Below are 24,704 nucleotides of genomic sequence, written 5' to 3' on the forward strand. Positions count from 1 at the left end.
TCATCATAGGGAGAGCCCGTTCGAGTAATCAAGCCTGAGCATGTGAAGTCGGTTCACGAATCAAGAGCACCGAACAGGGCGAGTGGTGAATGGTCGCATGAGACACACTTCCCTGTGCCAGTCGTTGAAGCGGTTTACGACCGGGAGTACCCATGAGGACTAATTGGGGTTGAAGACGTGAGATCTGTCTTTGAATGACTGAGAAAGGAGCCCCGGGTTCGACTATACTCTCTACGGAATATCCCAGGCTTGAGAGTTTGTCCGCGACGTCTTTCGTTAAACGGGCTCCTCCATCCTGGAGTTCCTTCTTCCAGGAGTCAGGTAGGAGTGCGGCAATCGGGAGAATAGGCTGGGCAAAGGGGATGACATGCAGTACGGTAATATGTGGAGTGCCTCGAAAAGGCTTCTGGGATAAAAACTCAATGGCCCATTCGGCATCAAGGGGATGTTCGATGAGAAGAAGGATGTTGTTGAACGGGACAACGGGAGCCTTGACGAGAAGTATGTGGCAAGATGCGTGGGTTGCGATCCGGTGCGAGACGCTTCCGATGAGATGTTCTTGAATGGTGCCTAACCCGCGCGACCCCATAATGATGAGGTCCACCGATTCATGTTCCGCCATCGATAGAATGATCGAAGCGGGAATCCCGTTTTCAAGGTGGGGAAAGACCTTCCCGCATTCCGGTGGCAAAAGGGAAGCGGCCTTTTCGAGGATTCGAGCGCCTTCTTCCCGCAACGCCGTTTCTGCGGCCTCGGAAAAATTATGACCCACACTCATCCCTGTTCCTGGATAGGCGAGTTGAGGGAGGGAAATGGTGTGGAGCAGCAGGACGCGTTCAGGAGGAGATAAGGCCTGGACGCTTCGAACGGCCTCTTCCGTGTGGGACGAACCATCCAAAGGAATCAAAATAGTTTTGGGTTTCAATGGTGGGGCTGGTGTCTTCATATGTCCTCAATTTTAGTGAAACCCCACCAGTTTGCGGCATGAGGCTCTGTGTAATCTGGTAGAAGAATCTGTTGGAGTATCCTGGCATGGTTAAGGTTGGGCTTTCATGAGTGGTGATACCAGTTGGCCTTCCATCTAGGGAACCTATGGCATTCGAGCCCCAACCGCGTTTTAAGATCATGCGTGGGGAGAACCCACCAGCGTTCGTCTATGATTGATGATCCTGACCGGTCCAAATAAACTACCGACAGTTGTCGTTGAATTTCGCATCGTGGACCCATGAGTCTCTGCGCAGAACATATCAGAGTTCATCATTATCCTGGTGTTGTTCTTGCCGGGGAGTTTGATTTGCAAGTTGAAATTACGCTTCTTTACGATCTGTGGGATGAGGGATCCGCCTGTTCATGAACTGTTGGATTAGAGTGTGAACGCGGATGCTCAGGTGTTTGGAGTGGGCACGTATTAATTCCCAACGCTTGCCACGCCGGACAGTATGCGATTACACCGGTCAACAAGGCGATAAGTCCGACACTCATAAGGATGAGATCCCCCCACCCCGGCAAGAAGGAAAATCCTGATAAGGCAAGGAGGAGAAACCCTACCCCGACGCGAATCACTCGTTCATGGTGTCCGATGTTACGATACTTTTTCATATCACACCTCTTGGGATGGGGAAAGCTAATTTAGTCGGTCACTTAGTCTAAGTCGCCACTGGCGACTCGTACTGCGCCCAGTACCTGGTTGGCGTTGAAAGGACGTCCGATAATTTGAATGGCACCCAGTTGACTGGCTTCGGGAGCGAGGCTTTGGTTAGATTGCCCTCCCAATACCACCACCTTTCCTGAGAATCCCTTTTCGCGGAGTTGACGTAAAATTTCCAGACCGCTCGGCTGGGTCAAATATAAATCCACCACGACCAGGGAAGGGTCATGACATAGTACGGATTCAATAATATTTTCCCCCTCATCCAGCAAAAGAAAAGGGTCGCCCTTTTCCATTAAAGTCCGCTGTAAGTTTTTTCGTAAGATGGGGTCGATGGTGGCAATGAGTAACATAAGAAGAGATATCCGTTATGGAAATATTGTACAATCTGGAACCATCAAAACCTGTGCCAAAATCCCAGGAGGAGATGACTTTGATTTTTTAGGAAAGAAAAACTTCCAACATGGAAAAGTGGCGCAAAAATCCTCATTTCAGCTTCGGTGAGGTGTTGCGCTTGTCCTCAGTTTCACCAGGTTTAGAGTCTCACTTTTTGGGGTATTTCATTTTAAATATCTGGCATACCCAATCAAATCAATTGATGACTAAAATGAGAATCATGGTGGGGTAGGGAAGTATGTTGGTCTGATGGGCTGTCACAAACGTGTCATCATATTTTTCAAAAGGAGTCATAAGTTCATGAGGGCGTTATTAGTGTTTCTTTGCTTCTTGGGATGTTCAGGAACCGGATGGGCCAAAGACATTGAATTGGTTACCTTGGGGGTAAGAGGTGGCATGAACTTTAAAGATGCCGGTTTGCAGCCTGGCGAAAAGGAAGATTTTGAACAATTTGACGTCATTGGCATTCTGGGGCTTCCCTGGAGGTGGGAGGGTGCGTCCGGGTGGGAGGTGCGTTCGCAAGTTTGGGGTTCTGCGGGTGCGTTGAGGGGAGCCGGGGATCTCGGTTTTATCACCACGCTCACGCCGGGTTTAGCTTTAAAAATTCCAAGATGGTGGTTGATTATTGATGGCGGAGTCGGAGGTGCGCTCATCAGCAAGTGGAAGTTTGGCCGCCAAGATATCGGTGGTCCGTTTCAATTCATTGCACACGTTGGTGTGGGTGTTCAGCTCCCCAAAAACATGATTGTGGGCTGGCGATTCCATCACATGTCTGATGCGACAATTTATGGAAAGAGTCGTGGTGTAGACTTGCACATGCTTGAACTGAGTTACGCTTTCTGAAGAAGTATATGGTCTTCGCATATGGCTCTTTTAGCAAGCATGGATAAAGGGAACGAGTCTGGTCCCTTTCCCCATGCAAGGACGTCCTTTTTGTCTTGACTTTTTCCAGAAGTGGAAGGAGACAGGTGGATTAGTGGTCGGAAAGGCCCTGCCTTCTTGGGACCGAAACAGCCTTCAACCTGACCGACTTTCGAGGAGGCTACATCCTCCTCGATGCTTGAAAAATTGACTCCCCCGGCTGCTAACCTCCATAGACATTAATCAAATGGTTATCAATCAGGTGATTCAAGAGGTCTGTGCGGGAGACCATACCCAGAAGCTTGCCATCACGTACGACGGGAATCCGGATAATCTGATGCTTGATCATGCGTTGGACAATTTCCTCCGCTGTTGCGGTTTCTTCAACCGTCACCGGGTTCATGGTCATGACGTCTTCGGCCTTTAGCCCGTGCAAATCTTTCCCATCGACCAGGGCTTTCAACACATCAAATTCGGTGACCATTCCTACCAGATGATTGCCCGGTTCAATGACAGGTACTCCGCTAAACGTGCCGGAATGGATGAGGATCGAGAGGTCACGAGCACTATACTGACGAGTCACCGCGACCATACGTGTTTGCATAAGATCACGGGCCTTAATGTGAAGATTCGGTGTAGCCATGAAACCTCCTAGTAGATGAATAGAAATTCCCTATGGGACGATCCTGTAGAGGACCATGTGGACGTGTATACTAAATCTCGCACAGTGGTTCTAGCAAAACATAGAGCCGTACGATTTCCGGATTCTTCTCGCTATTCTCGGATGTCACCATCTTCTCTCTGCTTTTTTTTGAATAGATCGGACGCGAGGGATGACTATACAAAATGGCGAGGCCTGAGGTCATATGCCAAGAGGTTTTTTGCTATGACAAAGGGATAGGTAGAAATTCAGGGGAAAGGCCTGTAAACAAATCAGGGCTCACCCGGCACGGGCTAAGTCTGTAAGGGCATTCAGTAGGCCGGTAACCATGATTCCTGACTGGTTGATTTGAAAGCTGCCTTTGGTGTTTTAAAGGTTTAACGGGATCTGACAGAATGGTGATGGTTTGATAAAAAACCGGCACCCCTTGAGAAACGTGAGACTGCATTTGCATAAAAGATGTCCATGTGAGTGAGATATCCCATTTTATAGGGAAAGCTCCCTCCTATGCCGGGGGAATAAACATGTCTGTTATCATTCAGCAATTCGAACCAGGAACCTTGAAGGCCAAAGTACAAACTAGAACCGTTCACGCCCTGCACCGAGGCGCGATTCATAGGATTCCCACCCGTTTCGAGTTGGTGGAACAAGCTGGGGTCAATTTTCTCATTCGAGTGGTCTCCAATCTGGTCAGGAAGGCTCAGGCAAGCGTCGATCAACCGCATACTTCCAAGTCTGGTAATATGGATCAGGACCCCTTTCTGCCTTACGATCCCGATTTGTTTGTGGCGGACATTTCCGATACCCATGTGTGTTTATTGAATAAATTTAATGTTCTGGATCATCACATCCTCATGGTGACGCGATCGTTTCAGAAACAGGAATCCTTCCTCACACTGAGTGATATCGAAGCCCTGTTATTGTGTTTGATCGAATTCGAAGGATTGGCCTTTTATAATGCTGGGGAAGCTGGTGGCGCGAGTCAACGACATAAGCATTTGCAAATGGTTCCTCTTCCCCTGACGGCTGAAATGTCTCATCTTCCTATTGAACCCCTTTTGGATAGAGCCCGATTCGGGGGGACGATTGGGAGAGCTCCCGGTCTTCCTTTTTCCCATGTTTTGGTCCGGATGAACCCGGAATGGATTGCCTCTCCCTTGAAAGGGGCACCAGAGTTGCTGAATCAATATCTGCGTATGTTGCAGATTCTCGGCTTGGCGGACAGTGGAACGGGAGAGGAAATTAGAAGCCCTGGTCCTTATAATTTACTGGTCACACGACAGTGGATGTTAGTGGTTCCTCGGTCCACCGAGTGTTTTGAAGGCATTTCCGTGAATGCCCTGGGGTTTGCCGGAGCCTTGTTGGTGAAGAATCAAACGCAGCTTGATCGATTGAAAAGCTGTGGACCAATGACCGCACTTCGTCACGTGGCCTTATGCTAGGGGGATTTTTCCATGTTTCCCTCTTGCACTTCCATGAGTATACTGAAGCCTAGTTTGTGGTGTTGCGAGTGTCTGTGGTCTCTAATGCTCAAATCGAGAGGGAAGAAAACACTATGGATCTTCAAATTGACAGTCGAAATGTGACAATGACCCCACGGTGGAAAACGGAGATTGAAAGTCGGATGGCCGATCTCCAGGCCGGCCATGAGGACCTGATCCACGGGCGGGTGACGCTCACAAAAAACGCCCATCACAAAAAATCTCAAAATGTGGCCGAAGCCCTGGTGGTTGTCACGATGCCTGGCCGTCATACCCTGACGGCGAGAAAAGAGGAAAAGACGTTCGAAGAGGCGATCCGTGCAGCATTCTTTGCCATGGCAATCGAAGTGAAGAAGTTTCGGGACAAACGGGCCTCCAAAGAAATACGTGTCCCTCCTATTCCGTTACGCGGAGTGATCTCTAAATTGTTTCCCAAGGAAGGATATGGTTTTCTTCTCCAGGACGGAGGAGGCGAGGTCTACTTTCACAAAAATGCGGTACACGGAATGAAATTCGAGGAACTTGAGGATGGGGTGGAGGTTTCCTTCAATGTGGAAGACGGGGAGAAGGGGCCACAGGCAACCACGGTTAATCCACTTCCCAGTGTCCCGGGAGCCGTCGATAAAGCTGCCTTCTCCTGAAGTGGCTTGACCAATAAACTCAGGGATTCCGGAAGAATTTTCCTCCTTTTGAGGGAAAGCTTGGTATTTGGCAGGAGCAGGAAATCCCTGTTTATTGGAAAAGAGTGTGCGGATCTTTTCGCATTGAATTTGGCAAAGAATACGATTCGGGCTTGGAAAGCCAAGGCGGACGAAAGTATGACTGCTGCTGTTCAGGCAATCTATGTAGCCGAACCCTTTTTCAGCGAGTGCTGGTGTTCGATCTTGTCCAACCTGGCTAGGCCCTTTCAGTACCAGCCCCAGATTCTACCTTCGAGTGCCATGATTGTATCTAGGAGGAAGACAAGGGTTTCTTTTTGAAGAAAGTGGGTGGGCTCTCCGGATAATCTCGAACATGGGGTCTGGAGGTGTCCTGTTCTATATGCCTCAATGCGTACAGGAATGGACCACACAGGGCCGTTTGTTTGTAACCTCAATACCCGAGTTGCAACCTCAAGTTCTCCTTAATCTTCGCAAAGAAGTCAGTTTATCCCAACCATCAACGTCTTTATTGACAGAGCCACTCACATAGGGGCTCCATTGAGGGTTTTCCGCCGCCAGGACAGAGAACTATCTGCTCAGGGGACGAGGCAGTCATCAGCTAGCCGGATCGCACCAAAGCCCGAGGCCGTGTGAAGGCGACGGGCTTTGATGTTTATCTGCCGGGGGCTTTTAAGGGGTACGTTTCTGTAAAATCGGGCTTCGAGGACTCTGTAGTATTGGGCTGAGTGGCTCCTGCCTATTCACTGTCGGATTTCGTGTTTCTGGTCTTTGAATATTCGTGGGACAACCCGGTGAGATCTGTCCAATAACACAATCTCGTGAGGGATTTACAGTCTGAGTGTCGATCCTTCGTTCGAGCAAATTATTGGGGTTTAGGAAAAATATCATCAAGAAGTGATCAAGCGAGGCCGCCTCACCGGAAGTCACACCTCCGGTTCCGGGACCCAGCACATATCCTTTGACCAATAACTTTTGCACAGCTGCTGCACAATCCAACCCTCTATTGATGTCCACGTCGACGGTCGATGACATATTATCAACCACAAAAGTATTTGTTGCACTCTCGACGCAATCCAAAAGAACAACATTCCGATCGAAAAAGGGGATCTTCTGGGCCTCAGATACTCCCCCGGTTAGATAAACTATCGTCAGACCTCCAAGTACCAGCGCTATTCCAAAAATGTTCTTATTTGGTGAAATGTGCCTCATTTGGGTCCTCCGTCTGTGTAAATGTTAGAGCTATGCCGAGACCATTCCTTAACCCTTTTCACTTCCTTCCTGCGATGGAGAATTGTTCTTCTTTGTCTTGTAGCCCTCGTTCCGGGAAATGGATGTGTTGTGAAAACAATCTCCGGTTCATACGTGGATAACGTTTGGATAAAATCGTCGAGTTCCTCCTTTGATGAAGTTAAAAAAATGGCCTTTGAGGTTTTCATATTCCTCAAAGGCCCTCCATTGCCTTCGCCCAATGTTCTCAACCACCTATCAACTGATCTTATGATAGGCAAGTGAAATTTTTACCACAATTTGAATGAGAAAGTCCCACCCCATGTGGGTTTACGGCGTGCTGACAGTGACAGTCTCAGAGTCAGGCCCCATAGAAATCCGACTTGATGGGGTCGTGTTTATGAATAGTTGAGGAAAACTTTCAAGTTGCTTGGGAGAGGAATGCGAGGTCAGGAGAGCAATCATCTGACAGATGGCTCCGGGTTGCTGATGGGGATTTTCAGGGTATGAGGTTTTTTCCGGATCAAGCTTCAACGAAAGAAATTTCAAGATGTCTTTCAAGGCCACAATGCCGACGAGACAAATTTTTGTCTATGACGATGGGCCAGCTGTTTCCATTCCGGTTCATCAGGGAGACTGCTGACAGGATTGTGTGGTCATAAAGCATTGGATCGGTATTCTTTTAAAAACTGGGTGACGAACAGTTGTTCATCTGTGGCATCGGGAGGCTTTTTGTCGAGTCACTACGTCAGAAATAAATAACCTAATCCATGTCACCACATCAACGCGCATGAAATTCGGATCGGTCGTTCGCTGCGCTCTGGAGCTCGTGTGGCCTAATTCGGGAATGCTCGTAAAACCCTTCTGATTGCCACGGTTGCGGGGAATTTGATGAAGCATGATAATTTTTTAGTGAGGTGGCCTCCGGGACGGATTTTCGCAAGGAGGGTTCCCATGCCCGATTCTATTTCCTTAACGGGACTCCTTTTTTAATTTCTGCACCCTTGTTTGAAGGGAAAGTGCATTGATCGGGGCATACCCGTTCTGGTCATTGTCGAAATAGCAGTAGACATTCTTGCCTGATTGCGCCCACGTGTGACATTTGTTGGCCCAAAGGCGAAGGGTTCGGGAACGATACTTTCCGTGATAGGCTTCGCCGGGGCCATGAAACCGGATATATACAAAATCCGTGGTGACGATTTCCGGTGCCCACCGGCCGGCTAGATGATACAGGCAAAAGGCAGCATGATATTTGGTGAGCAGGTCGTAGACGGGTTGCGCAAACCAGCTATGGTCACGGAATTCGAAAGCATACCGGGAAGTTTTTGGTAGGGCCTCCAAGAATTCTTCCAGCCTGAGCGCGTTCATCCTCCAACGCGGCGGCAACTGAAACAGGATCGGTCCCAGTTTGTTGCTCAGGGGGTTGACCGTTTCAAAAAAATGGTGGAGGGTCTGTTCTGGATCTTTAAGTTTTTTCATGTGGGTGATGAACCGGCTGCCTTTACACGTGAACAAGAAGTTCCTGGGTGTTTCGGTTTTCCACTCTGCCACTGTGTGAGTGAGAGGAAGCCGATAAAACGTGTTGTTGATTTCAACAGTGCTGAAGTGGCGGGCATAAAACCGGAGAAACGCTTCACTGGCCATACCTGACGGATAAAAGGGGCCCACACAGTGTGGATAATGCCAGCCTGAAGTCCCGATATGGATTCTGCCGATCTTCTTCATGGGTATTCAGGTCATGCTGGAATGACAAGTCATAGGCATCTGTTCAAATTGAAAAGGATTCTTATCCCTTCCACAAAGTGCGGCTGGGGGTTATGGGTAGGACCTTGCGAGTATACAAAAAAACATGCCGGAAAAATGACGAAGTGTTGAAAAATGGTCGTCCAGTCCTGCCCGGAGTCATGCCGAAGCAAGGCCATAGCCGCTTTCAGTCTTCGTAGCTCATTCGGTGAAGCCGCTCCGGCGAAGACAGAGAAGGCCGATGGTGGCCTTTTTCAACTCACATGGTCTAGTCACCGGGGTGTTCCAGGGCCCTACAAGGTCCAAGAACCGTCATGATGATAATCCCCTGTCGAAGATCTGCCTTATTGCGTAAACGAAGCCGGCTGGCGGTCCGGCGTTTCGGAGGGGTCGTGGGTCTGAATGGCTGTATGGGCGGTTTTTGTGCGGACGGAGAAATGTTCGTGATGTCGGGTGTTTCAGGGGCACGCTGGTTTGCGGAGTCACCGTCTGAAAGAAAGAGATCCTTTAGGTCTCTGAGGGCGATGTCTCTCCGTATTCGTTCGTTCAGCCATCGAATGGCAAGGGCGATCAACGACAGAAAAAGAAAAATGGTGAAAGATATAAATGCTTCCAGGCTCATCATTACCTCATTATTTTGAAGGTCCCGGCGATTCCTCTTCCGTGCCGGCAATGGCTCCTCGCATAGCCGTATCGGCTTGCACATTTTTCATCCGATAATAATCCATGATCCCTAAATTTCCCTGACGAAAGGCTTCAGACATGGCCTTGGGAACCTCCGCCTCCGCCTCGACGACACGGGCGCGCATTTCCTGTTCCAATGCGACCGCCATCGCCCGCCGTTCTTCCGCTTTGGCTTGAGCAATTTGCTTGTCCGCATTGGCCTGGTCGATTTGCAGCTTTGCGCCGATATTTTCTCCCACATCGACATCGGCAATATCGATCGACAGAATTTCAAAAGCTGTTCCGGCGTCCAGGCCTCTTCCCAATATATTTTTGGAAATATGGTCGGGGTTTTCCAGCACGTCCTTATGTGTGGCGGATGAGCCAATGGTGCTCACCATGCCTTCCCCCACTCGCGCAATAACGGTTTCTTCACCGGCTCCGCCGACCAACCGGTCAATATTGGCTCGAACGGTGACTCGTGAGACGGCAATCAGCTGGATGCCATCTTTGGCGACTGCGGTGATACGGGGAGTTTCGATGACTTTGGGAATGACCGACATTTTGACGGCTTCTAAGACGTCACGTCCGGCCAGATCTATGGCGGCGGCGCGTTTAAAGGTCATGGGGATATTGGCCTTGTCGGCTGAGATCATGGCGTTGACGACTTTGACCACATTTCCTCCGGCCAGAAAGTGGGCTTCCAGGTCGTTCACGGGAATATCGAGTCCGGCCTTGACTCCGCTGATTCTGGCATTGATCACGGTGACCGGGGGAACCCTGCGTAATCGCATGCCAATGAGGGTAAAAAGACCAACATAGGCGTTCGAGGCCCACGCGGCAATCCACAGTGGGATAGGTATGACGTAGAGAAATCCAAACATGAGCACCAGAACCAAGACAAGAAGTCCGAGTGAACCGAATGCCTGTGTTTCAATGTCCATTATGCGGGGTCCTTTTCTGATTGTGAAAAATTGTCAAAGAAGGAAACAGGGGAAACGTTCACAGAATGATTTTCGATTGGTGAATTTTCCAGGACTTCATGGATGAGACTTCAAAGCAGCCTTGACAGAGAACCAGTATAAAGTATAACAACAATGGTCAAGGTTTTGGCGTAGTTTTTTGCCCTTCTTCCTCAGATCCCCTTAGACTCGTATGCGGTTCCAATTAAATGAAAAACAACAGGCATCAGGTGGAGTTACCATAGGGACATCTCCATTTTGGTCCAGGACCCAAACCCTTTTTGACCATTATGAAAAAGCCTTATCCCTGAAAGGGAACCTATGAACAAAAGAGATTGCAATGCCATGATTTTCGCGACTGCCAGTCTTGGGTTGTTGTGGTTATATTTAGCGCTGATCATGTTCTTAGGCCAGTCTATAGGCGGGAAGGGCATAGGGCTGGGCCTGATAGGCCTCTCCCTTCCATTTGCTGTTGGCGTGTGCTTCATTGTAATTCGAACAATCATGATTCGCGGCCTAGTCTCCTCAAAGCAGCTTGTAAACCTCTCGATAGTAGTGTGTGTGTCATTGGGTAGCCTCTTCATTTTGGACATCATATATGCTATCCACCTCAAGTCTCAGTCCGTCGGAAAACCTCGTCTGGAGGAATCGAGACGATTTGATTCTGCGATGACCTGGCCGGAGTTGTATCCTCCTCTTTACTATCCCACGGAACGCAATTTCCGATTGCATAAAGCCAATATTTCGGTCAGTGGGGAACATTATGGACTTATGTATAGTCCCGAATTGATGCAATCGCCGACTCTTGCCAAATCTGTATTCGAACTCCAACAATTTTCTTGTATCATCGACCAGCACGGATTTCGCAATACCATACCATTGGACCAAGCTGACATTTTTACACTTGGAGATTCCTTTACCTTCGGATGGGCCATTGATTCCGGACGCTCATGGGTTGGAATTCTCGAAGATGCCATACATCGGCCGATTTACAATCTAGGAATACTTGATTCCTCCCCAAAGCAAGAACTCGAACTACTAAAATACATGATAAGAACCTCGGGAAAAGCAATGAAAATACGCACGCTGCTTTGGATGATCTACGAGGGAAACGATCTTGAAGATAGCACAAGAGATAAAGGTTGGGCTCAACCCAACAATCCCAATAATATGAAGCAATTGATGGAGGGAACCGTCCTTCAAAGTTTGTATCAAATTCCGTTCCTCATTAAAGAGCAAGCGATGATCACGAAAATACGAAATAAAGACATTGTTTTTCGCTTTCCAAGTTTGCAAAAAAATGGGTCGAATCCGAATGTCATTGACGGAATACAATCCTGGTATCCTCTTTATCATTCTACTACCCTTGGACCGCGTTTGTTTATTCCAGAATATATCGATAGGGCAGGGAAGCCATCCTCTTATGTTTTAAATCACAACAACAGACCAGGTTTGGATAAAGTGTTTGAAGAAATGGCCCAGCTGGGAAAAGAATATTCTTTCAAGGTCATTGTGGTCATTGCTCCGACGGCTGTAAGGCTTCACGGGCGTTATTATGAAAATTTTCCCCCAATATCCGACAATCCTCATTTTATCGATTACATCGCTACGCTGTCTGAGCAGAAGGGATTCAGAACGCTCAATCTGCTCCCATTTCTCTCGACCTATGGAGACAAGGAACTCTTATATTTAAGAGACGATGATCATTGGAACAAAAAAGGCCATGCCGTAGCTGCAGAGATCATATATCGACAAATATTTCAGCAGGAAGCTGGAAAATGAGAACCATGAAGGCTTTTCTTGGGAATAGAAAGATCGAGGAAAAAGTAGGCTTAAATAGACTTGAAACGGTCACGGGCGGTACGAAAGGAGAAGTCACGCGTGTGCAGGGTCATAGATAGCCCCGAGTTCATGGAAATTTCATGAATGCCAAGGCTTCTCGTTCGATTAGACCGTGTCCTTTTCTGATTGGGGTTGTGCGAGTCGAACCACCACCCGATTGCCATCGATGCGCACGACTTCAAGAGGTTGCCCGGCATCAATAAAGGTCCCGTCGGATACCACATCCACTCGTTCTCTATCAAAACGGGCAATGCCGGAAGGGCGAAGATCCGAGACGGCTACACCCTGTTTCCCCAGCCAACGATGATCTTCCGCCGGGCTCGATTCGTAGCCCTCTTGAGCCTGAAGATTGGTCTCCAGTATGAGGCGCCTTCCAAATGGAAGTCGTGGAAAATAGCGTAAAAGAAGGAGGGTGGCGAGGATGGCCACTAGAATTGAAAAGGCAACTTGCCCCAATGCGGACAACATGAAGTCCCATGTCGCCCCGGTCCCGATGAGACTGAGTCCTAGTCCTCCCATGAGTGCCATGATTCCTAAAATTCCGGCAATGCCAAAGCCGGGGATGACGAAAATTTCCAGCCCAACCAAAATCAGACCAAGTCCGACAAGTAGAAATTCTTCCAATCCTGCTAATTGGACAATCCCATGTCCCCAAAAAAAGAGGGCAAGGCTGATGAGCCCAAGGCCGCCGGGTACCCCGAAGCCGGGCATCCGCATTTCCAGCATAATTCCCAAAATCCCAACGGTCATCAATAGGGAGCTGACCACGGGATGTGTGAGGAACCGCACCAGGGACTCAGCCCAAGTTTCTGATGCGTAGCGGATGTCAGCATCAGCGAGGTTCACAGATTCTAGCACAGCCTCCAGAGAATTGGCTTGGAAGTCTGCGATGTTGGCCTGTAACGCTTCTTTGGTGGTGAGGGTCAACAATTTATTTTTTTCAATTAGGTCGGGAACTTCCACATCCGCATCAACCATCGCTTCGGCGATGAGCGGTGGACGATTCCGTTGCTCAGCGGTTGCCCGGAACTCTTTGCGCATATACGAGACGGTTTTTTCTTCAACCGGTTGGGCCGGTGACCCCGGGAGTCCGATCTGCACCGGCGTTGCGGCACCGATAGTGCCGCCGTCTGCCATCGCAATTTTTTCGGAGGCCAGGCTAATAAGCGCACCGGCGGAGATGGCTCGCTTATTGATAAACGCGACGGTGAGAACTTTGGAGTTCAGGAGTGCATCACGAATCAGCACCGCAGCATCAACCCGGCCGCCAAAGGTATTAATCTCTAATATGACGGCTTCGGCTCCGGCGGCGGTGGCTTCGTCTAATACCCGCTGCACAAATGGCGCGAGGCCTAAATCGATGACACCCTCAATGGGAGCCACAAATACGATAGGCTTCGGGGTGACGGCGAGGCTTACACCAAACACCATGAAGACAGACACATAAATGACCAGGGTGGAAAGCACATGGTGGAATCGGATTTGTGCCAGCATTTTTTAGAATCCTCTTATTTTATCCTACCTTGTTTGACCGGACTCAAGCGATGGCATGCTTATGGGGGTGCTTGAGTCGCGGGAATATGCTGATTTTGACTCATTAGACATCTCTGACCGTCTCGAATCATTAAAATCCAATGTGGAAGAGTTTTGGCGAAGGCTAATATGAGCCATCGCAATTCATTTTTAAATGGACCTTATAACTTATACGGAGGTGTTAAATGAAATGTACCTACATGCTTAACGGGGCATTGGCTCTGACCTTCATCGCGGGAATGGCCTATGGCCAGGAAAATATGGTCGCAGGTGCGAGTGATATGGAAATGCAAGTGGTCGATAAAAATTGTTGGGTAGAGTTATTTGAGGATACTGATTTTGATGTTGACGATCCCCATGTCCGTGTAGCGGGACCTTTTCAGTCAGCCACGTTAGAGGATGTGGCCGGTCAGAATTGGAATAATGAAATTGAAAGTCTGATTGTGGGGCCCAATGCAATGGTTTATGCCTATAAGGATCCGGATTTTTCCGGAACCGAAGTAGTGTTTGTCGCAAATCAACGAAACAGTGACTTAGCAGAATTAGACATGTCTGACGATATCGAATCCTTAAAAATCAAATGTGGAAAAGAGTAAGTAAGTGCTGTATTTAGTCCTCCCATCCTTGAGAGAGATCAGATTGTAAAGGGTCACTTCAAGGGTTCTCATTGCATTTTAATTTAGTATTCAAACCATAGGTGTGGATGAGGAAATTGTGGCAATCCGTTATCGGACTGCCACAATACTCAGTAGATCATCTTTTCGAGTCACATTGATCATGACATCTGATTTGGTCCGGGTAAATTCCAGATCTGCCGAAACATTTCCTATGGGAAGATTTTTAATCTGAATGGCCGGTAAAAACTCGGGAAGAGAGGGATGCGTGAATCGGATTTCCCGATTGGTACCGTGGAAGGAAATGCCGAGACAGGCCTGTAACAGTAAAAATACGGCACCTGCCGCCCATGCTTGAGGAGCGCAGGCGACCGGGTAGAGAATTGGACCTTCCCCGGGTTTTCGGGGAAACCCGCAAATCAACTCAGGGAGTCGATGCAGGTCAACCTGAATACTTAAATCGAAAAGTCCTCCTAAGAGCCGTTCGACACCTTGTGTCAATCCATAGCGGCTCATCCCTAAGGCAATGAGAGCATTGTCATGTGGCCAGATCGATCCATTATGGTAGGCCATAGGATTGTATCGGATCTCACCGGTCGGGATTGTTCTGATTCCCCAACCAGAAAAAAAGTCCTCCTCTAATAATCCTTTGGCGATGCGTTCGGCTCGATCCTGTGTGGCAATCTCAGTAAAGAGCGTATGCCCGGCGTTGGAAGATCGAATTGCACAGGGTTTTTTGTTCCCATCAAGGGCGAGGATGTACGAGCCTAATTCGTCTGACCAGAATTGCAAATTGAATTGGTGGCGGAGTGTTTGAGCTTCACGTAACAGTGATTCTGCTCGATCATGGTATTTAAGAAGGGTCGCTAAATGAGACGCCGCCCGTTTTGCCGCATACACATATCCTTGAACCTCGCAGAGAGCAATCGGTCCTTCGGCGATGGTGCCGTCTGCATGGAACACCGCATCATTGGAATCCTTCCAGCCCTGCTGAGCGAGGCCGTTGGGTGTTTGCCGAAAATACTCCACGAAACCGTCCTTGTCTTGATCTCCATATGCATCAATCCATGCCAGCGCCCGTTCCAGGTGAGGCCAGAGCGAGACGATAAAATCTTTGTCTCCCGTTCGATCGAAATATGCTCCGGCCAAGAGCACAAAAAGCGGGGTCGAATCGACACTTCCATAATACTGCTCAAAGGGAATTTCCTTGAGGGCCGCCATTTCGCCCTTGCGGGTTTCATGCAAAATTTTACCCGGTTGTGCATCCTGATCCGGTAGGATATCCGTGGCTTGGGTGGAGGCCAAAAAGGTCAACACCCCCCGCGCAAGATCCGGATTAATCCATAAACATTCCAGCGCTGTAATAATGCCGTCTCTCCCAAAAGCGGTGCTAAACCATGGCACACCCGCATAGGGATAGGCACCCTGAGGAAGATCAGTGGTCATCATGCAGATGTCATCGAGAGACCGATTCAGCCAGTCATTGAATTGTTCATTCCCGCTGTAAATCTTACAGTACTGTGCCTTGGCCGTTTGCAAGGCATGGGCGGCATGGACTCGAGCCGTGGAAAAATTCATTGGCTCCGGCACCTGACCCTCCACCGAACAGGCAACATTAATATGAAAAAATTTTTCTTCATGCGGAGCAAGTGAAACCTCAAAAATCATCGACTTTGTGGAGGCTGTTGTTGGAGAAGGATCGACGGTAAGATTCGTGATCCTTTTGATGTGATCCAGCCCCTGATATTCAAACACGACGGCTTTGCTTTTCAGGAGCGTCGCGGTCATCACTCCTCGCTGAGGACGTAGTTCCCCTCGTACTTCGAAGATGTCTGCAAAATCCGCCTCAAATTGGATCGAAAAATTCAGGATTAACGGATTTAATGAGTAATTGGTGAACTGAACCTGTTCATAGCACCCAGCTTGCCAAAGAAGCTTTGTTCGAGAAATATGGAGAGTGCCTCGGGGGAGGAACGTCAGATCGTTTTGATAACGATCAGGATTAGTCAGATCCACAGCAAGTAAGGCGTTGTCTTCCTTGATGGTGGAGCTGAGAAGAAAAGGATGGGATTCTTCAAGATTAAATTCAAATTTGGAAAGAAACCGAGTTCCTTCATGATACAGTCCCTGCTCGCCCAACCCAACGCGTTGAATATCACCGTACCGATTGAAAATGCCAAACGTTTCTCCATGCTTTAAGACATGCGTTCGGGCGTCGGCAAGGGCGGATGTCGCCAGAATATAATGCTCATCTCCTATCCGGATGATTTTCTTCTCCATTGGATCTCCTTTGACCCTGGGAAGGGAAATGAAACAATTTTAAAGCCTTTGTATCAAGAGATGGATATTCAGAGATGTAACTATGAGTGAAACATTTCAGGAATTTCCATTGGTTCTCTAAATGGTTGATTCACGAACAAATGGGCAGTCCTCGCGAGTAAATGAGATGATTTCAAACATACTTGATTGCGTATCTGCATGCCAAGATAATGCTTGGGGAGTTTATGATATGGTCAAAAATGCTTCAGGTTAGAAGGATACTGTCATAACCTCGACGGTTGCTTCCTGCCGGGATAACTTTTCTCGTTATCAGCGGGTGTAAAAATGGAGGTGCCTACTTCGCTTTTCTTCCCCTGCATTAAAAGGGAGAGGGGAGACATTAATTCCTTCAGGCTCGTCTTGTTGTATTAATTACGCTGCCTCCAATTGAGGTCCCAGGCGCATGAGTGAGGAGTAGAGATCAAGATAGTTTTTCGCCATAACTTCTGCAGTAAACCGTTCTTCGAATATTTGCCGACATGCGGTTCTTTTGAGAGTCTCAATATTTTCAACAGCTTTCACCGCCTCCTGAATATCTTGGACGATAAATCCCGCTACACCCTGGGTTAACACTTCAGGAACCGATCCGCGATGGTAGGCAATGACAGGAGTCCCGCACGCTAATGCCTCAATCATGACCAACCCGAAGGGTTCCGGCCAATCAATGGGAAACAGGAGAGCTTTGGCCTTTCCTAAAAAGGCATCTTTTTCTCTTTCCCCAATTTCTCCCAAAAATTCCACAAGGGGATGCTTCAGAAGGGGTTTGATCGTTTCCTCAAAATAGACATGATCCACTTTGTCCACTTTCGCGGCAATACGAATAGGAAGACCTACGCGTTTCGCCACGGCAATTGCGCGATCCACCCTCTTTTCCGGCGATATCCTTCCGATGAAAGCCAAATACTCACCAGACTCTTCCCGGAAGGTGTAGTGCTCTGCTGGCAAGCCATGATAGACATTCCCAACCCAATTAACCCATGGCAGGGGTTCCCGCTGAGAAAAAGAAATAGAGGTCAGCGGCATATCGCTGAATTGTTTATATAACGGCACGAGGTCAGGAATATCCAGTCGGCCATGCAAGGTGGTCAACGTTTTATGTTTTATCTGTTGGAAAAGGGGAAAATGCAGGTAATCCGTATGGAAATGAATGATATCGAATTGATGGGAGTCCCGATGAACCAGTTCCAGCATCGTAACATGGTGGGCCAGGGGGTCAATGCAATGGCGATCAAGCCGGAGAGCCCTATGACAGGGTGCAACCAAATGCGCCGTGGTCACCGAATCTCCACTAGCAAACAACGCCACTTGATGGCCTTGCCGGACCAGTTCGTCAGTCAAATACGAGACGACCCGTTCCGTTCCTCCATAGAGTTTCGGGGGCACACTTTCATATAAGGGAGCGACCTGCGCTATTCGCATACCCTCAACTCTCAGGTTTTCACATTGAAGAAAAATGACATATCCGTATTTCTAAAGGCATGAGAGCCCTGTAACGTATATCTTTTTCTCGATCTGCTTCAGAGTATATTCGGACAGGATTCTCTCTACGGCGGAAAATTCAAGAAGTCTAAAAAACAATTCTTGCGATTTCCCCGCCGGCCCAAGTCGGGAATTTTACCTCCAGGTTTGGGAATGTCCTGTCACATATGATTGACCAAAAGCTTGAAACGTTTGGGCAACTCAATCAAATTGTCACATTGTTGGTGAGTAAATAATCTTTCCCTAAAAAAAGTCAAGTAGTATGGTACAAGCAAATGCTTCCATTTCGATAAAACAAGAAACGCAGTATGCCATGGTGCTTTCTCTTGTGCACAATAAGCACTTTTCACCGGATCATATTTCCAGATGAGATTTACAAGACTGTGCTCCACAATTGGATCTCGACGAACAGTTCCTTCATTCGACGTGCTCTGAGGGAATACTCTGAAGATATGGATCCCGATCGTTACCCAAAGATAGATCAGAGAGGTTTGCGCTTCTCCCTCCTGCCTCCGAGGCAGATGTGGGAAACTCGATCAGACATTTTTCAAGATTGATTAATCAACATATACCTATCATCAAATTCCTAAAAATACCTATTTTTGAGCTTCAATTCCGTGGGTATCCAAAGAATGGCGCATACATTGAATTGGGAGGCAAAAAAGGCAAAAGAAAGTTTGTCCAATAAATAAAAGGTACGCTATTTCCTTTTCAGACAGCGAATGACTTTAAAATGTTTTGAGAACAACGAATGGCTGGTAATACTCAAAGTTGTTCTTTTGTGATGAAGATTCTCAAGCCAAGGGGTATAATTTTGAGAAAGTCCACAATGATCTCATAAAAAAGGGGTAAACCTGAGATCTGAATGATCTGGGATCATGAATGCCGCAGGGTGAGACGAAACATGCCAAAAAAAATCTTTGTGGTTGATGATGAAGAGGCTTCTCGTGAAGGGTTGGCTATCCTTTTGGCCAAATGGGGCTATGAAGTGGAACAGGCTGGGGATGGGAAGGAAGCCCTGACTAAAATCCCTCACTTGCATCCTGATGTGGTCATTACCGATTTGGTCATGCCTGGATTCAATGGGCTCGAGCTCATTCAGTTTCTCCAGAAAGAATTAATATTTAGTCCGGTCATCGTCCTGACTGGTCATGGGACCATTGAGACGGCCGTGTCGGCTATCAAGCAGGGTGCGTACGATTATTTGACTAAGCCCCTGGATGTGGCCAGGCTTCGCATAATGGTGGAAAAAGCACTGGAAAGAGGAGAGACCCATCGAGAAATGGTTCTATTGCGTAAACGACTGAAAGGGTTGTGGGGACTGGGCAAATTGGTGGGTAAGAGTAAACCCATGCAGGAAATTTACAGTCTCATTGAACTGGCAGCCCCGACGCCGGCGAGGGTCCTAATCCTCGGGGAGAGTGGCACAGGAAAAGAATTGGTCGCGCAAAGTCTCCACGAACTGTCGGATCGAAATAAAGGGCCATTCATTCCGGTAAATTGTTCGGCCATCCCTGAAACCCTCCTGGAAAGCGAAATTTTCGGGCATGAAAAAGGCGCCTTTACAGGGGCCTTGGATAGAAAACCAGGGTGTTTCGAACTGGCACATGGCGGGACACTTTTTCTGGATGAAGTGGCCGAAATGAGTCCTTCTATTCAAGCCAAATTTCTGAGAATTCTTCAAGATTCTTCAGTCAAAAGGATTGGCGGAACAGTTCCGATCCAGGTGGATGTCCGTGTCGTAGCGGCGACGAATAAGGATCCTTTAAAGGCCATTCAGGATGGATCATTGCGCGAAGATCTTTATTATCGCTTGAATGTGTGTATCATCCATCTCCCGCCCATCCGGGACAGAACAGACGATATTCCATTATTGGTGAAGGCCTTCATTGAAGAATTTAATGTCAATTATTCGAGAACCGTCCAGTCAATTAATGATGAAGCCTTAGAGCGCTTAATGAAGCATACCTGGCCCGGAAATGTCCGTGAATTGCGAAATGCCGTTGAACGGGCCGTGATGACGTGTACGGCTGATGTGATTACGACTGCGCATCTTCCCGAATTTGCCAAACAAGCGGACAGTGAAAGTTCAGAGGAGAAGGGAGGCGCGGTGCACCTGCCCATGGGATCGACAATCGAAGATGCTGAACGCCAACTTATCATTCAGACCTTGAAACATCATCAAAACAATAAGACACGGGCAGCGGAGATTCTTGGTGTCAGTTTGAAAACCCTTCACAATAAGCTTCACCGGTACGGATTACACGATGCGATTGAACGTTAAGGGAAAGGAAGCGTTAGGCGTTACAGTCCTTACCCTGGTAGTGGTGGTTGGTAGTACATTTCTCAATCTTTCTCAGTTAAGCCGTGTCATCGTCCAGGAAACCTCGGAGCAGGTTTCTCTCATTAAACGACAAATTTTTGAGTACAGTAAGCGGGTGGTGCTGAATGCTCAGTCACCCGATATCCATCCTGTTGTCTTGCTGGCCACCAATCAGGAACTCAAAAAATTTCTTGAAGCCAGCGTGGGGTACTCGCCTCATCTCCTCTATGCCCTTATTGTTGATCCTCAAGGGAAAACCCTTTTACATTCCGAAGGCGCTAAAACGGAGCGCCCGCATCCGACCAGGCCCAAGCTCGAGGACCTTCTTTCCCTGGGGCCCATTGACCGTTTCACTGTGCTATATCAGGAAGGATCCATTTTTGACAGTGCGCTTCCCATAACCTGGGAGAATGTCCCCATCGGCAAAGTCATTGTCGGAATCCATACCAGTCTGCTTCGTGAAAGAATGACTTCTTCTTTGAAAACCAGTGTTGTATTTGCGTTGGTGGCCTTGCCAATTGCCTGGTTGTTAACCATGGGCCTAGCGACGTTGACCTTGCGTCCCATCCATGCCCTGGCCGAGCAAATGGAGCAACTTCGTCAAGGACGTTTTGATGTGTTAACGGATTTAAGCCGGACCGATGAATTTCGAGAATTGGCGTCGCAGCTTCAATTGTTGGGGCAACAACTGAAATCGGATCGTCTCAATACCCTGAGTGAGGAGACGCACCTTCAAGGAGTGATCGAACATTTGGAAGATGGGGTGATTGTCGTTGACGATCAAGGAAAAGTCCTATTTCTCAATCAAGCCATGGAATTCATGGTGGATATCCCTGGGCCTCACCTTCCAGGACATCGATTGGAGTCGTTGGGAGAATCCTTTACCCCACTGATTCGATTGGTTAACCAAGCGTTAGCGGAAAGGAAAGATCTGAAGGCCGTCCCCTGCTCTTTGCCCAGAAAAAGAGAAAACAAGTCGTTTTATATTTCGGTGATCTATTTAAGTTCCTCCCCACGTTTTCATGGAGCAATGATTTTATGCAGAGATATAGAATCCATGAAAACTCTCCAATCGTTGGTTCGATATGCCGCCCAGCTAACGACTTTGGGACAACTGACTTCAGGGCTCGCCCATGAGGTCAAAAATCCTCTGAACGCAATGGTTATTCATCTTGAAATTTTAAAGGAGGAAGCCAAAGGCCTCAATGGAGACTTCCAGAAAAGCTTGGAGGTCCTGGAAGGGGAAGTCCATCGTTTGGATCGTGTGGTACTTGGTTTTTTGAAATTCATGCGCCCGCAAGAGCTGGAACTTTCCTCCGTGGATGTCAATCAGTTGCTCAAGAGGGAGTTGAGCTTATTAGAAAGGGAATGGGGAAATAAGGGCATTCGCTTTGTCCTGGATTGTGAGTCGGATCTGCCAGCCATTTCCGCGGATCCTGACCTCCTAAGTCAGGTGTTTCTCAATATTATCTTGAATGGCTGTCAAGCCATGGAAGAACAAGGCGGGGATATTCGAATTGCCACGTCGACCCATCAAGATAATGAAATACGGATTTCCATCAGCGACCAGGGTCCTGGTATTCCTCCTGAAATGCAAGAAAAAATTTTTCAATTATATTACACTACCAAACATCATGGAAGCGGTCTGGGGCTTTCGTTGGTCTACCGCTTTATTCAATTGCATGAAGGAGTAATTGATGTTCAAACCGAAATGGGAAAAGGCACCACCTTTATTATCCGATTACCAAGAAAAATCTGAGGTGACGTTTATTTTGTCATATTTTCAACAGAGGGCCTTCATGGGTGGTAGTCAATTTCTCATGTGGGGAATGACGGTGATCTGTAGTGGATGCTCTTTTGATGGTGTGATACCAGGAGCGGACCGTTGGTATCCTAATCAGATCACACACAGGATAGAGGCATTTTCCCCGTCATTCCTTCATCTTTCCTCCAATTCGTTTCCTATGAGGCCGGTTTCTGTGAACGATCCCACGCCGTCTAAGGCTATCCCGGGTAAAAATGAAATCCCATCCGATATACCTCAACAACCAATCCCGCCTTCTCAAGAGCAAAAACCGGCAATCCTTGTCCCCGAGATTCCTAATAAAGATAATCGTCAGGAGATTGTGACCTATAAGGCTAAAATAGATGAGACGCAAAATTTGTTGCGTACCATTAATGAAAGCCAACTGTCCAAGGAACAGCACGATACCTACGTTTCTATTAATAGTTTTCTGGAAAAAGCCCATGAGGCTTTTTCACAAAATGATCTGTCAATGGCATTAAATTTATCGGAAAAAGCCCATACCTTGACCAAGGAAATTGTCAATAATTCCACAAAACCTTAGGAAGAAAACGTGTTGAAAATTGACGAGAAAGAGGTGCAAGGTAGGCAAAGGAACCTTGGGAATGAAGTGAAACTTTTTTTTGATTTTGGGTAAGGATGATGCCCCATCAATTGGTGTCGAATGGCTAAAAAAAACGTTTTAATTGTCGAGGATGATATGAATAGTCGTGAGGGCCTCAAGGCCATGCTCGGAATGTATGGATATAATGCCGACACCTCCAAAGATGGGTTGCAAGCCATTAAGAAAATTAAAGAGAAATTTTTCGAAGTAGCCGTCATCGATATCAACCTTCCCCCGGTGTTGAACGTAGAAATCAACGGGTGGGATCTAATTAGAATTTTTCGATCGTATAACCCAAGTATCGATATCATCGTCGTCAGCGGAGAAAAGGGCATTCAATCCCGGGCTCAACATTTCAATTTGGTCGGATGTTTGGAAAAGCCCATTCGACCATCCCATCTTAAATCTCTTATGGAGACACTAGACTGATTCAATCCGGTTGATATCTGAAGGGTTTCGCGGATTTTACTCCTTTTTTGCCTTTCCGCCAGTTTCCTCTGTTCTGTAATCCTTTCCAAATATCCTCGATTCTTCTAAGCGGGACCTCGCCCAATAACATTATCTTTCCCTCTTTCATAATTTTGTAAAAAATTCATCATTTTTGTAATTTTTTCTCGATCCGAGGATTTATTACATGATCTTCTCTCCTATGCCTCCTAATCGAACATATGGGAAAAGCCTGAATTGTCAGTAGTTTATCTTTGAAAAGTGTTTTAACCGGCATGGCCTGAAGTTTGCGCATAAAAGAATAAGAGCTTTCCTCAATGAGATCTTCAGCAGGAGGAAAGAGAACGCAATATTACCCAATAACGTAAGGAGGATCCTATGAAATCATTTTGTTATTTATTCTTTGGGTTTTTCATTTTCATTTTTGGCGTACCGTTAGCCCAGGCTTCGGAAAAATTGGGGATGGCAGCGAATACAGAAAGGGAAATTGCGTCTCTGACCATGTTGAGCGGAGAAGTTAAAGATGTAGACGGGGATTGGTGCGTCGTACAGGATTCTGAAGGGACTGAATGGAAAATCCAAGTGGACAACTATACAGAAACTATAGGGAATGTTTTACCGGGTGTCACGATTGCGGCCATGGTAGAGCCGGACGGTCATGCCAAAGAAGTGAAAGTGCTACCGGAGTGAGAATTGAAATTCCTGGAATCGGGAAAGTTCGGAAAAGTGAGGTCTGAAAGTGCGTTCCTTTTTTAGTCGAATTTCGCGAAGAACAAAAAAGCAGGAGGGTGTTATGTATAGAAAAAATTCTGGAAAAATTAAACACCAATTTTCGGTGAGGAAGGGGTTTGTCCTGATGGTTGTGGTTGGGGTCCTGGGTTTGAATACTTCCATGAGTATGGGATTAATTTCCGACGACAGGCAGGAGGTGATTCAAGGACAAGGAGAAATCGGACAGACCATTATTGAAGGAGAAGTCACAAGGGTGCAGGGAGAATTCGTAGGAAAAGATTTTTCTCAAATGAAGGATCAGCGGTACATCGTGGAGACGCCTTTTGGGAGGGCCTGGGATCTTCACTTTGGAGAAAACACTCGGAAGATAGGGGACATATTTTTAGGGGATCGCGTTAAGGCAAGTATTGGCAAAGATGGTTCCCTCCAAACAGTTCAAAAAATTGAGCAGAATAAGGCGAATCCTAAACACGCAATGGTACTTCGGAGTATTAAAGGGATGCTCGAGAAAAGAAAGGGGAACTTTCTTTATGTGAAACTGGGGGACCGCACAGAAATAGTGCATCTTGATCCCCAGAGCGTTCTTGAAGGAAACATTCGAGAGGGGAGCAAAATTGTGGCACAGTTAGGAGAGGCTGGATATGGGATTAAGATTCAGGAATTAAAAGGAGAAGCAGAAGCCACCTCTAAATAATGCGAGAGA

At 47.5% G+C, this 24,704-nt stretch carries 20 protein-coding genes; 11 read left to right on the forward strand and 9 right to left on the reverse strand.

Going from position 1 to position 24,704, the window contains the following annotated elements; translation table 11 throughout:
• Positions 1-28: 28 nt before the first annotated feature.
• From PP769_RS09625 to PP769_RS09635, 3 genes are all read right to left on the reverse strand, one after another.
• On the reverse strand, positions 29-946 hold the full coding sequence (locus tag PP769_RS09625; RefSeq protein WP_312646912.1) for a universal stress protein: 918 nt from the start codon (positions 944-946) through the stop codon (positions 29-31).
• Between the two features lie 371 nt (positions 947-1,317).
• Complete coding sequence (locus tag PP769_RS09630) at positions 1,318-1,599, reverse strand: YgaP family membrane protein (RefSeq protein WP_312646914.1); 282 nt, start codon at positions 1,597-1,599, stop codon at positions 1,318-1,320.
• Positions 1,600-1,641: 42 nt separating this feature from the next.
• Complete coding sequence (locus PP769_RS09635; RefSeq protein WP_312646915.1) at positions 1,642-2,001, reverse strand: response regulator; 360 nt, start codon at positions 1,999-2,001, stop codon at positions 1,642-1,644.
• Positions 2,002-2,344: 343 nt separating this feature from the next.
• On the opposite strand from PP769_RS09635, the gene PP769_RS09640 reads away from it, so the two are divergent.
• Entirely contained in the window at positions 2,345-2,887 is a 543-nt protein-coding gene (locus PP769_RS09640; protein WP_312646916.1) for an acyloxyacyl hydrolase, read from the forward strand.
• Between the two features lie 241 nt (positions 2,888-3,128).
• On the opposite strand, the gene PP769_RS09645 is transcribed toward PP769_RS09640, so the two are convergent.
• Complete coding sequence (locus PP769_RS09645; RefSeq protein WP_312646918.1) at positions 3,129-3,548, reverse strand: CBS domain-containing protein; 420 nt, start codon at positions 3,546-3,548, stop codon at positions 3,129-3,131.
• Between the two features lie 542 nt (positions 3,549-4,090).
• Here PP769_RS09645 and PP769_RS09650 point away from each other — a divergent pair.
• A complete protein-coding gene (locus PP769_RS09650; RefSeq protein WP_312646920.1) occupies positions 4,091-5,008 on the forward strand; it encodes an ATP adenylyltransferase family protein in 918 nt (305 codons plus the stop codon).
• A 113-nt stretch (positions 5,009-5,121) separates the two neighbouring features.
• Positions 5,122-5,688, forward strand: a complete 567-nt coding sequence (locus tag PP769_RS09655) for a cold shock domain-containing protein (protein ID WP_312646921.1) — start codon at positions 5,122-5,124, stop codon at positions 5,686-5,688.
• A gap of 2,220 nt (positions 5,689-7,908) precedes the next feature.
• Here PP769_RS09655 and PP769_RS09660 read toward each other — a convergent pair.
• Positions 7,909-8,661 (reverse strand): DUF72 domain-containing protein, encoded by a 753-nt coding sequence (locus tag PP769_RS09660; RefSeq protein WP_312646922.1) that lies wholly within the window; start codon positions 8,659-8,661, stop codon positions 7,909-7,911.
• Between the two features lie 650 nt (positions 8,662-9,311).
• On the reverse strand, positions 9,312-10,286 hold the full coding sequence (gene floA, locus PP769_RS09665; RefSeq protein ID WP_312646923.1) for a flotillin-like protein FloA: 975 nt from the start codon (positions 10,284-10,286) through the stop codon (positions 9,312-9,314).
• A gap of 363 nt (positions 10,287-10,649) precedes the next feature.
• Between floA and PP769_RS09670 the strand changes: the two genes are divergently transcribed.
• Positions 10,650-12,086 (forward strand): alginate O-acetyltransferase AlgX-related protein, encoded by a 1,437-nt coding sequence (locus PP769_RS09670; RefSeq protein ID WP_312646924.1) that lies wholly within the window; start codon positions 10,650-10,652, stop codon positions 12,084-12,086.
• 165 nt (positions 12,087-12,251) lie between these two features.
• Here the strand turns inward: PP769_RS09670 and PP769_RS09675 are convergent, their stop codons facing one another.
• Entirely contained in the window at positions 12,252-13,640 is a 1,389-nt protein-coding gene (locus PP769_RS09675; protein WP_312646925.1) for an NfeD family protein, read from the reverse strand.
• 224 nt (positions 13,641-13,864) lie between these two features.
• Here PP769_RS09675 and PP769_RS09680 point away from each other — a divergent pair, with 224 nt between their 5' ends.
• Entirely contained in the window at positions 13,865-14,275 is a 411-nt protein-coding gene (locus PP769_RS09680; RefSeq protein WP_312646926.1) for a hypothetical protein, read from the forward strand.
• Positions 14,276-14,404: 129 nt separating this feature from the next.
• Here the strand turns inward: PP769_RS09680 and PP769_RS09685 are convergent, their stop codons facing one another.
• Positions 14,405-16,573, reverse strand: a complete 2,169-nt coding sequence (locus PP769_RS09685; RefSeq protein ID WP_312646927.1) for an amylo-alpha-1,6-glucosidase — start codon at positions 16,571-16,573, stop codon at positions 14,405-14,407.
• A gap of 411 nt (positions 16,574-16,984) precedes the next feature.
• On the reverse strand, positions 16,985-18,031 hold the full coding sequence (locus PP769_RS09690; protein WP_312646928.1) for a glycosyltransferase family 4 protein: 1,047 nt from the start codon (positions 18,029-18,031) through the stop codon (positions 16,985-16,987).
• A gap of 964 nt (positions 18,032-18,995) precedes the next feature.
• On the opposite strand from PP769_RS09690, the gene PP769_RS09695 reads away from it, so the two are divergent.
• From PP769_RS09695 to PP769_RS09720, 6 genes are all read left to right on the forward strand, one after another.
• Positions 18,996-20,375 carry a sigma-54-dependent transcriptional regulator gene (locus tag PP769_RS09695; protein ID WP_312646930.1) on the forward strand — a complete coding sequence of 460 codons (1,380 nt, stop codon included), beginning with the start codon at positions 18,996-18,998 and terminating at the stop codon, positions 20,373-20,375.
• Positions 20,359-22,173 (forward strand): ATP-binding protein, encoded by a 1,815-nt coding sequence (locus tag PP769_RS09700; protein WP_312646932.1) that lies wholly within the window; start codon positions 20,359-20,361, stop codon positions 22,171-22,173. Before PP769_RS09695 ends, PP769_RS09700 begins: the two co-directional genes overlap by 17 nt.
• A gap of 220 nt (positions 22,174-22,393) precedes the next feature.
• A complete protein-coding gene (locus PP769_RS09705) occupies positions 22,394-22,762 on the forward strand; it encodes a hypothetical protein (protein ID WP_312646933.1) in 369 nt (122 codons plus the stop codon).
• A 120-nt stretch (positions 22,763-22,882) separates the two neighbouring features.
• A complete protein-coding gene (locus PP769_RS09710) occupies positions 22,883-23,251 on the forward strand; it encodes a response regulator (protein ID WP_312646934.1) in 369 nt (122 codons plus the stop codon).
• Between the two features lie 396 nt (positions 23,252-23,647).
• Complete coding sequence (locus PP769_RS09715; RefSeq protein WP_312646935.1) at positions 23,648-23,959, forward strand: hypothetical protein; 312 nt, start codon at positions 23,648-23,650, stop codon at positions 23,957-23,959.
• 103 nt (positions 23,960-24,062) lie between these two features.
• The gene (locus PP769_RS09720) at positions 24,063-24,695 is read left to right on the forward strand and encodes a hypothetical protein (RefSeq protein ID WP_312646937.1); all 633 of its coding nucleotides are present in this window, start codon (positions 24,063-24,065) and stop codon (positions 24,693-24,695) included.
• Positions 24,696-24,704: the final 9 nt, after the last annotated feature.

The organism is Candidatus Nitrospira allomarina, from assembly GCF_032050975.1.
Lineage (GTDB): Bacteria > Nitrospirota > Nitrospiria > Nitrospirales > UBA8639 > Nitrospira_E > Nitrospira_E allomarina.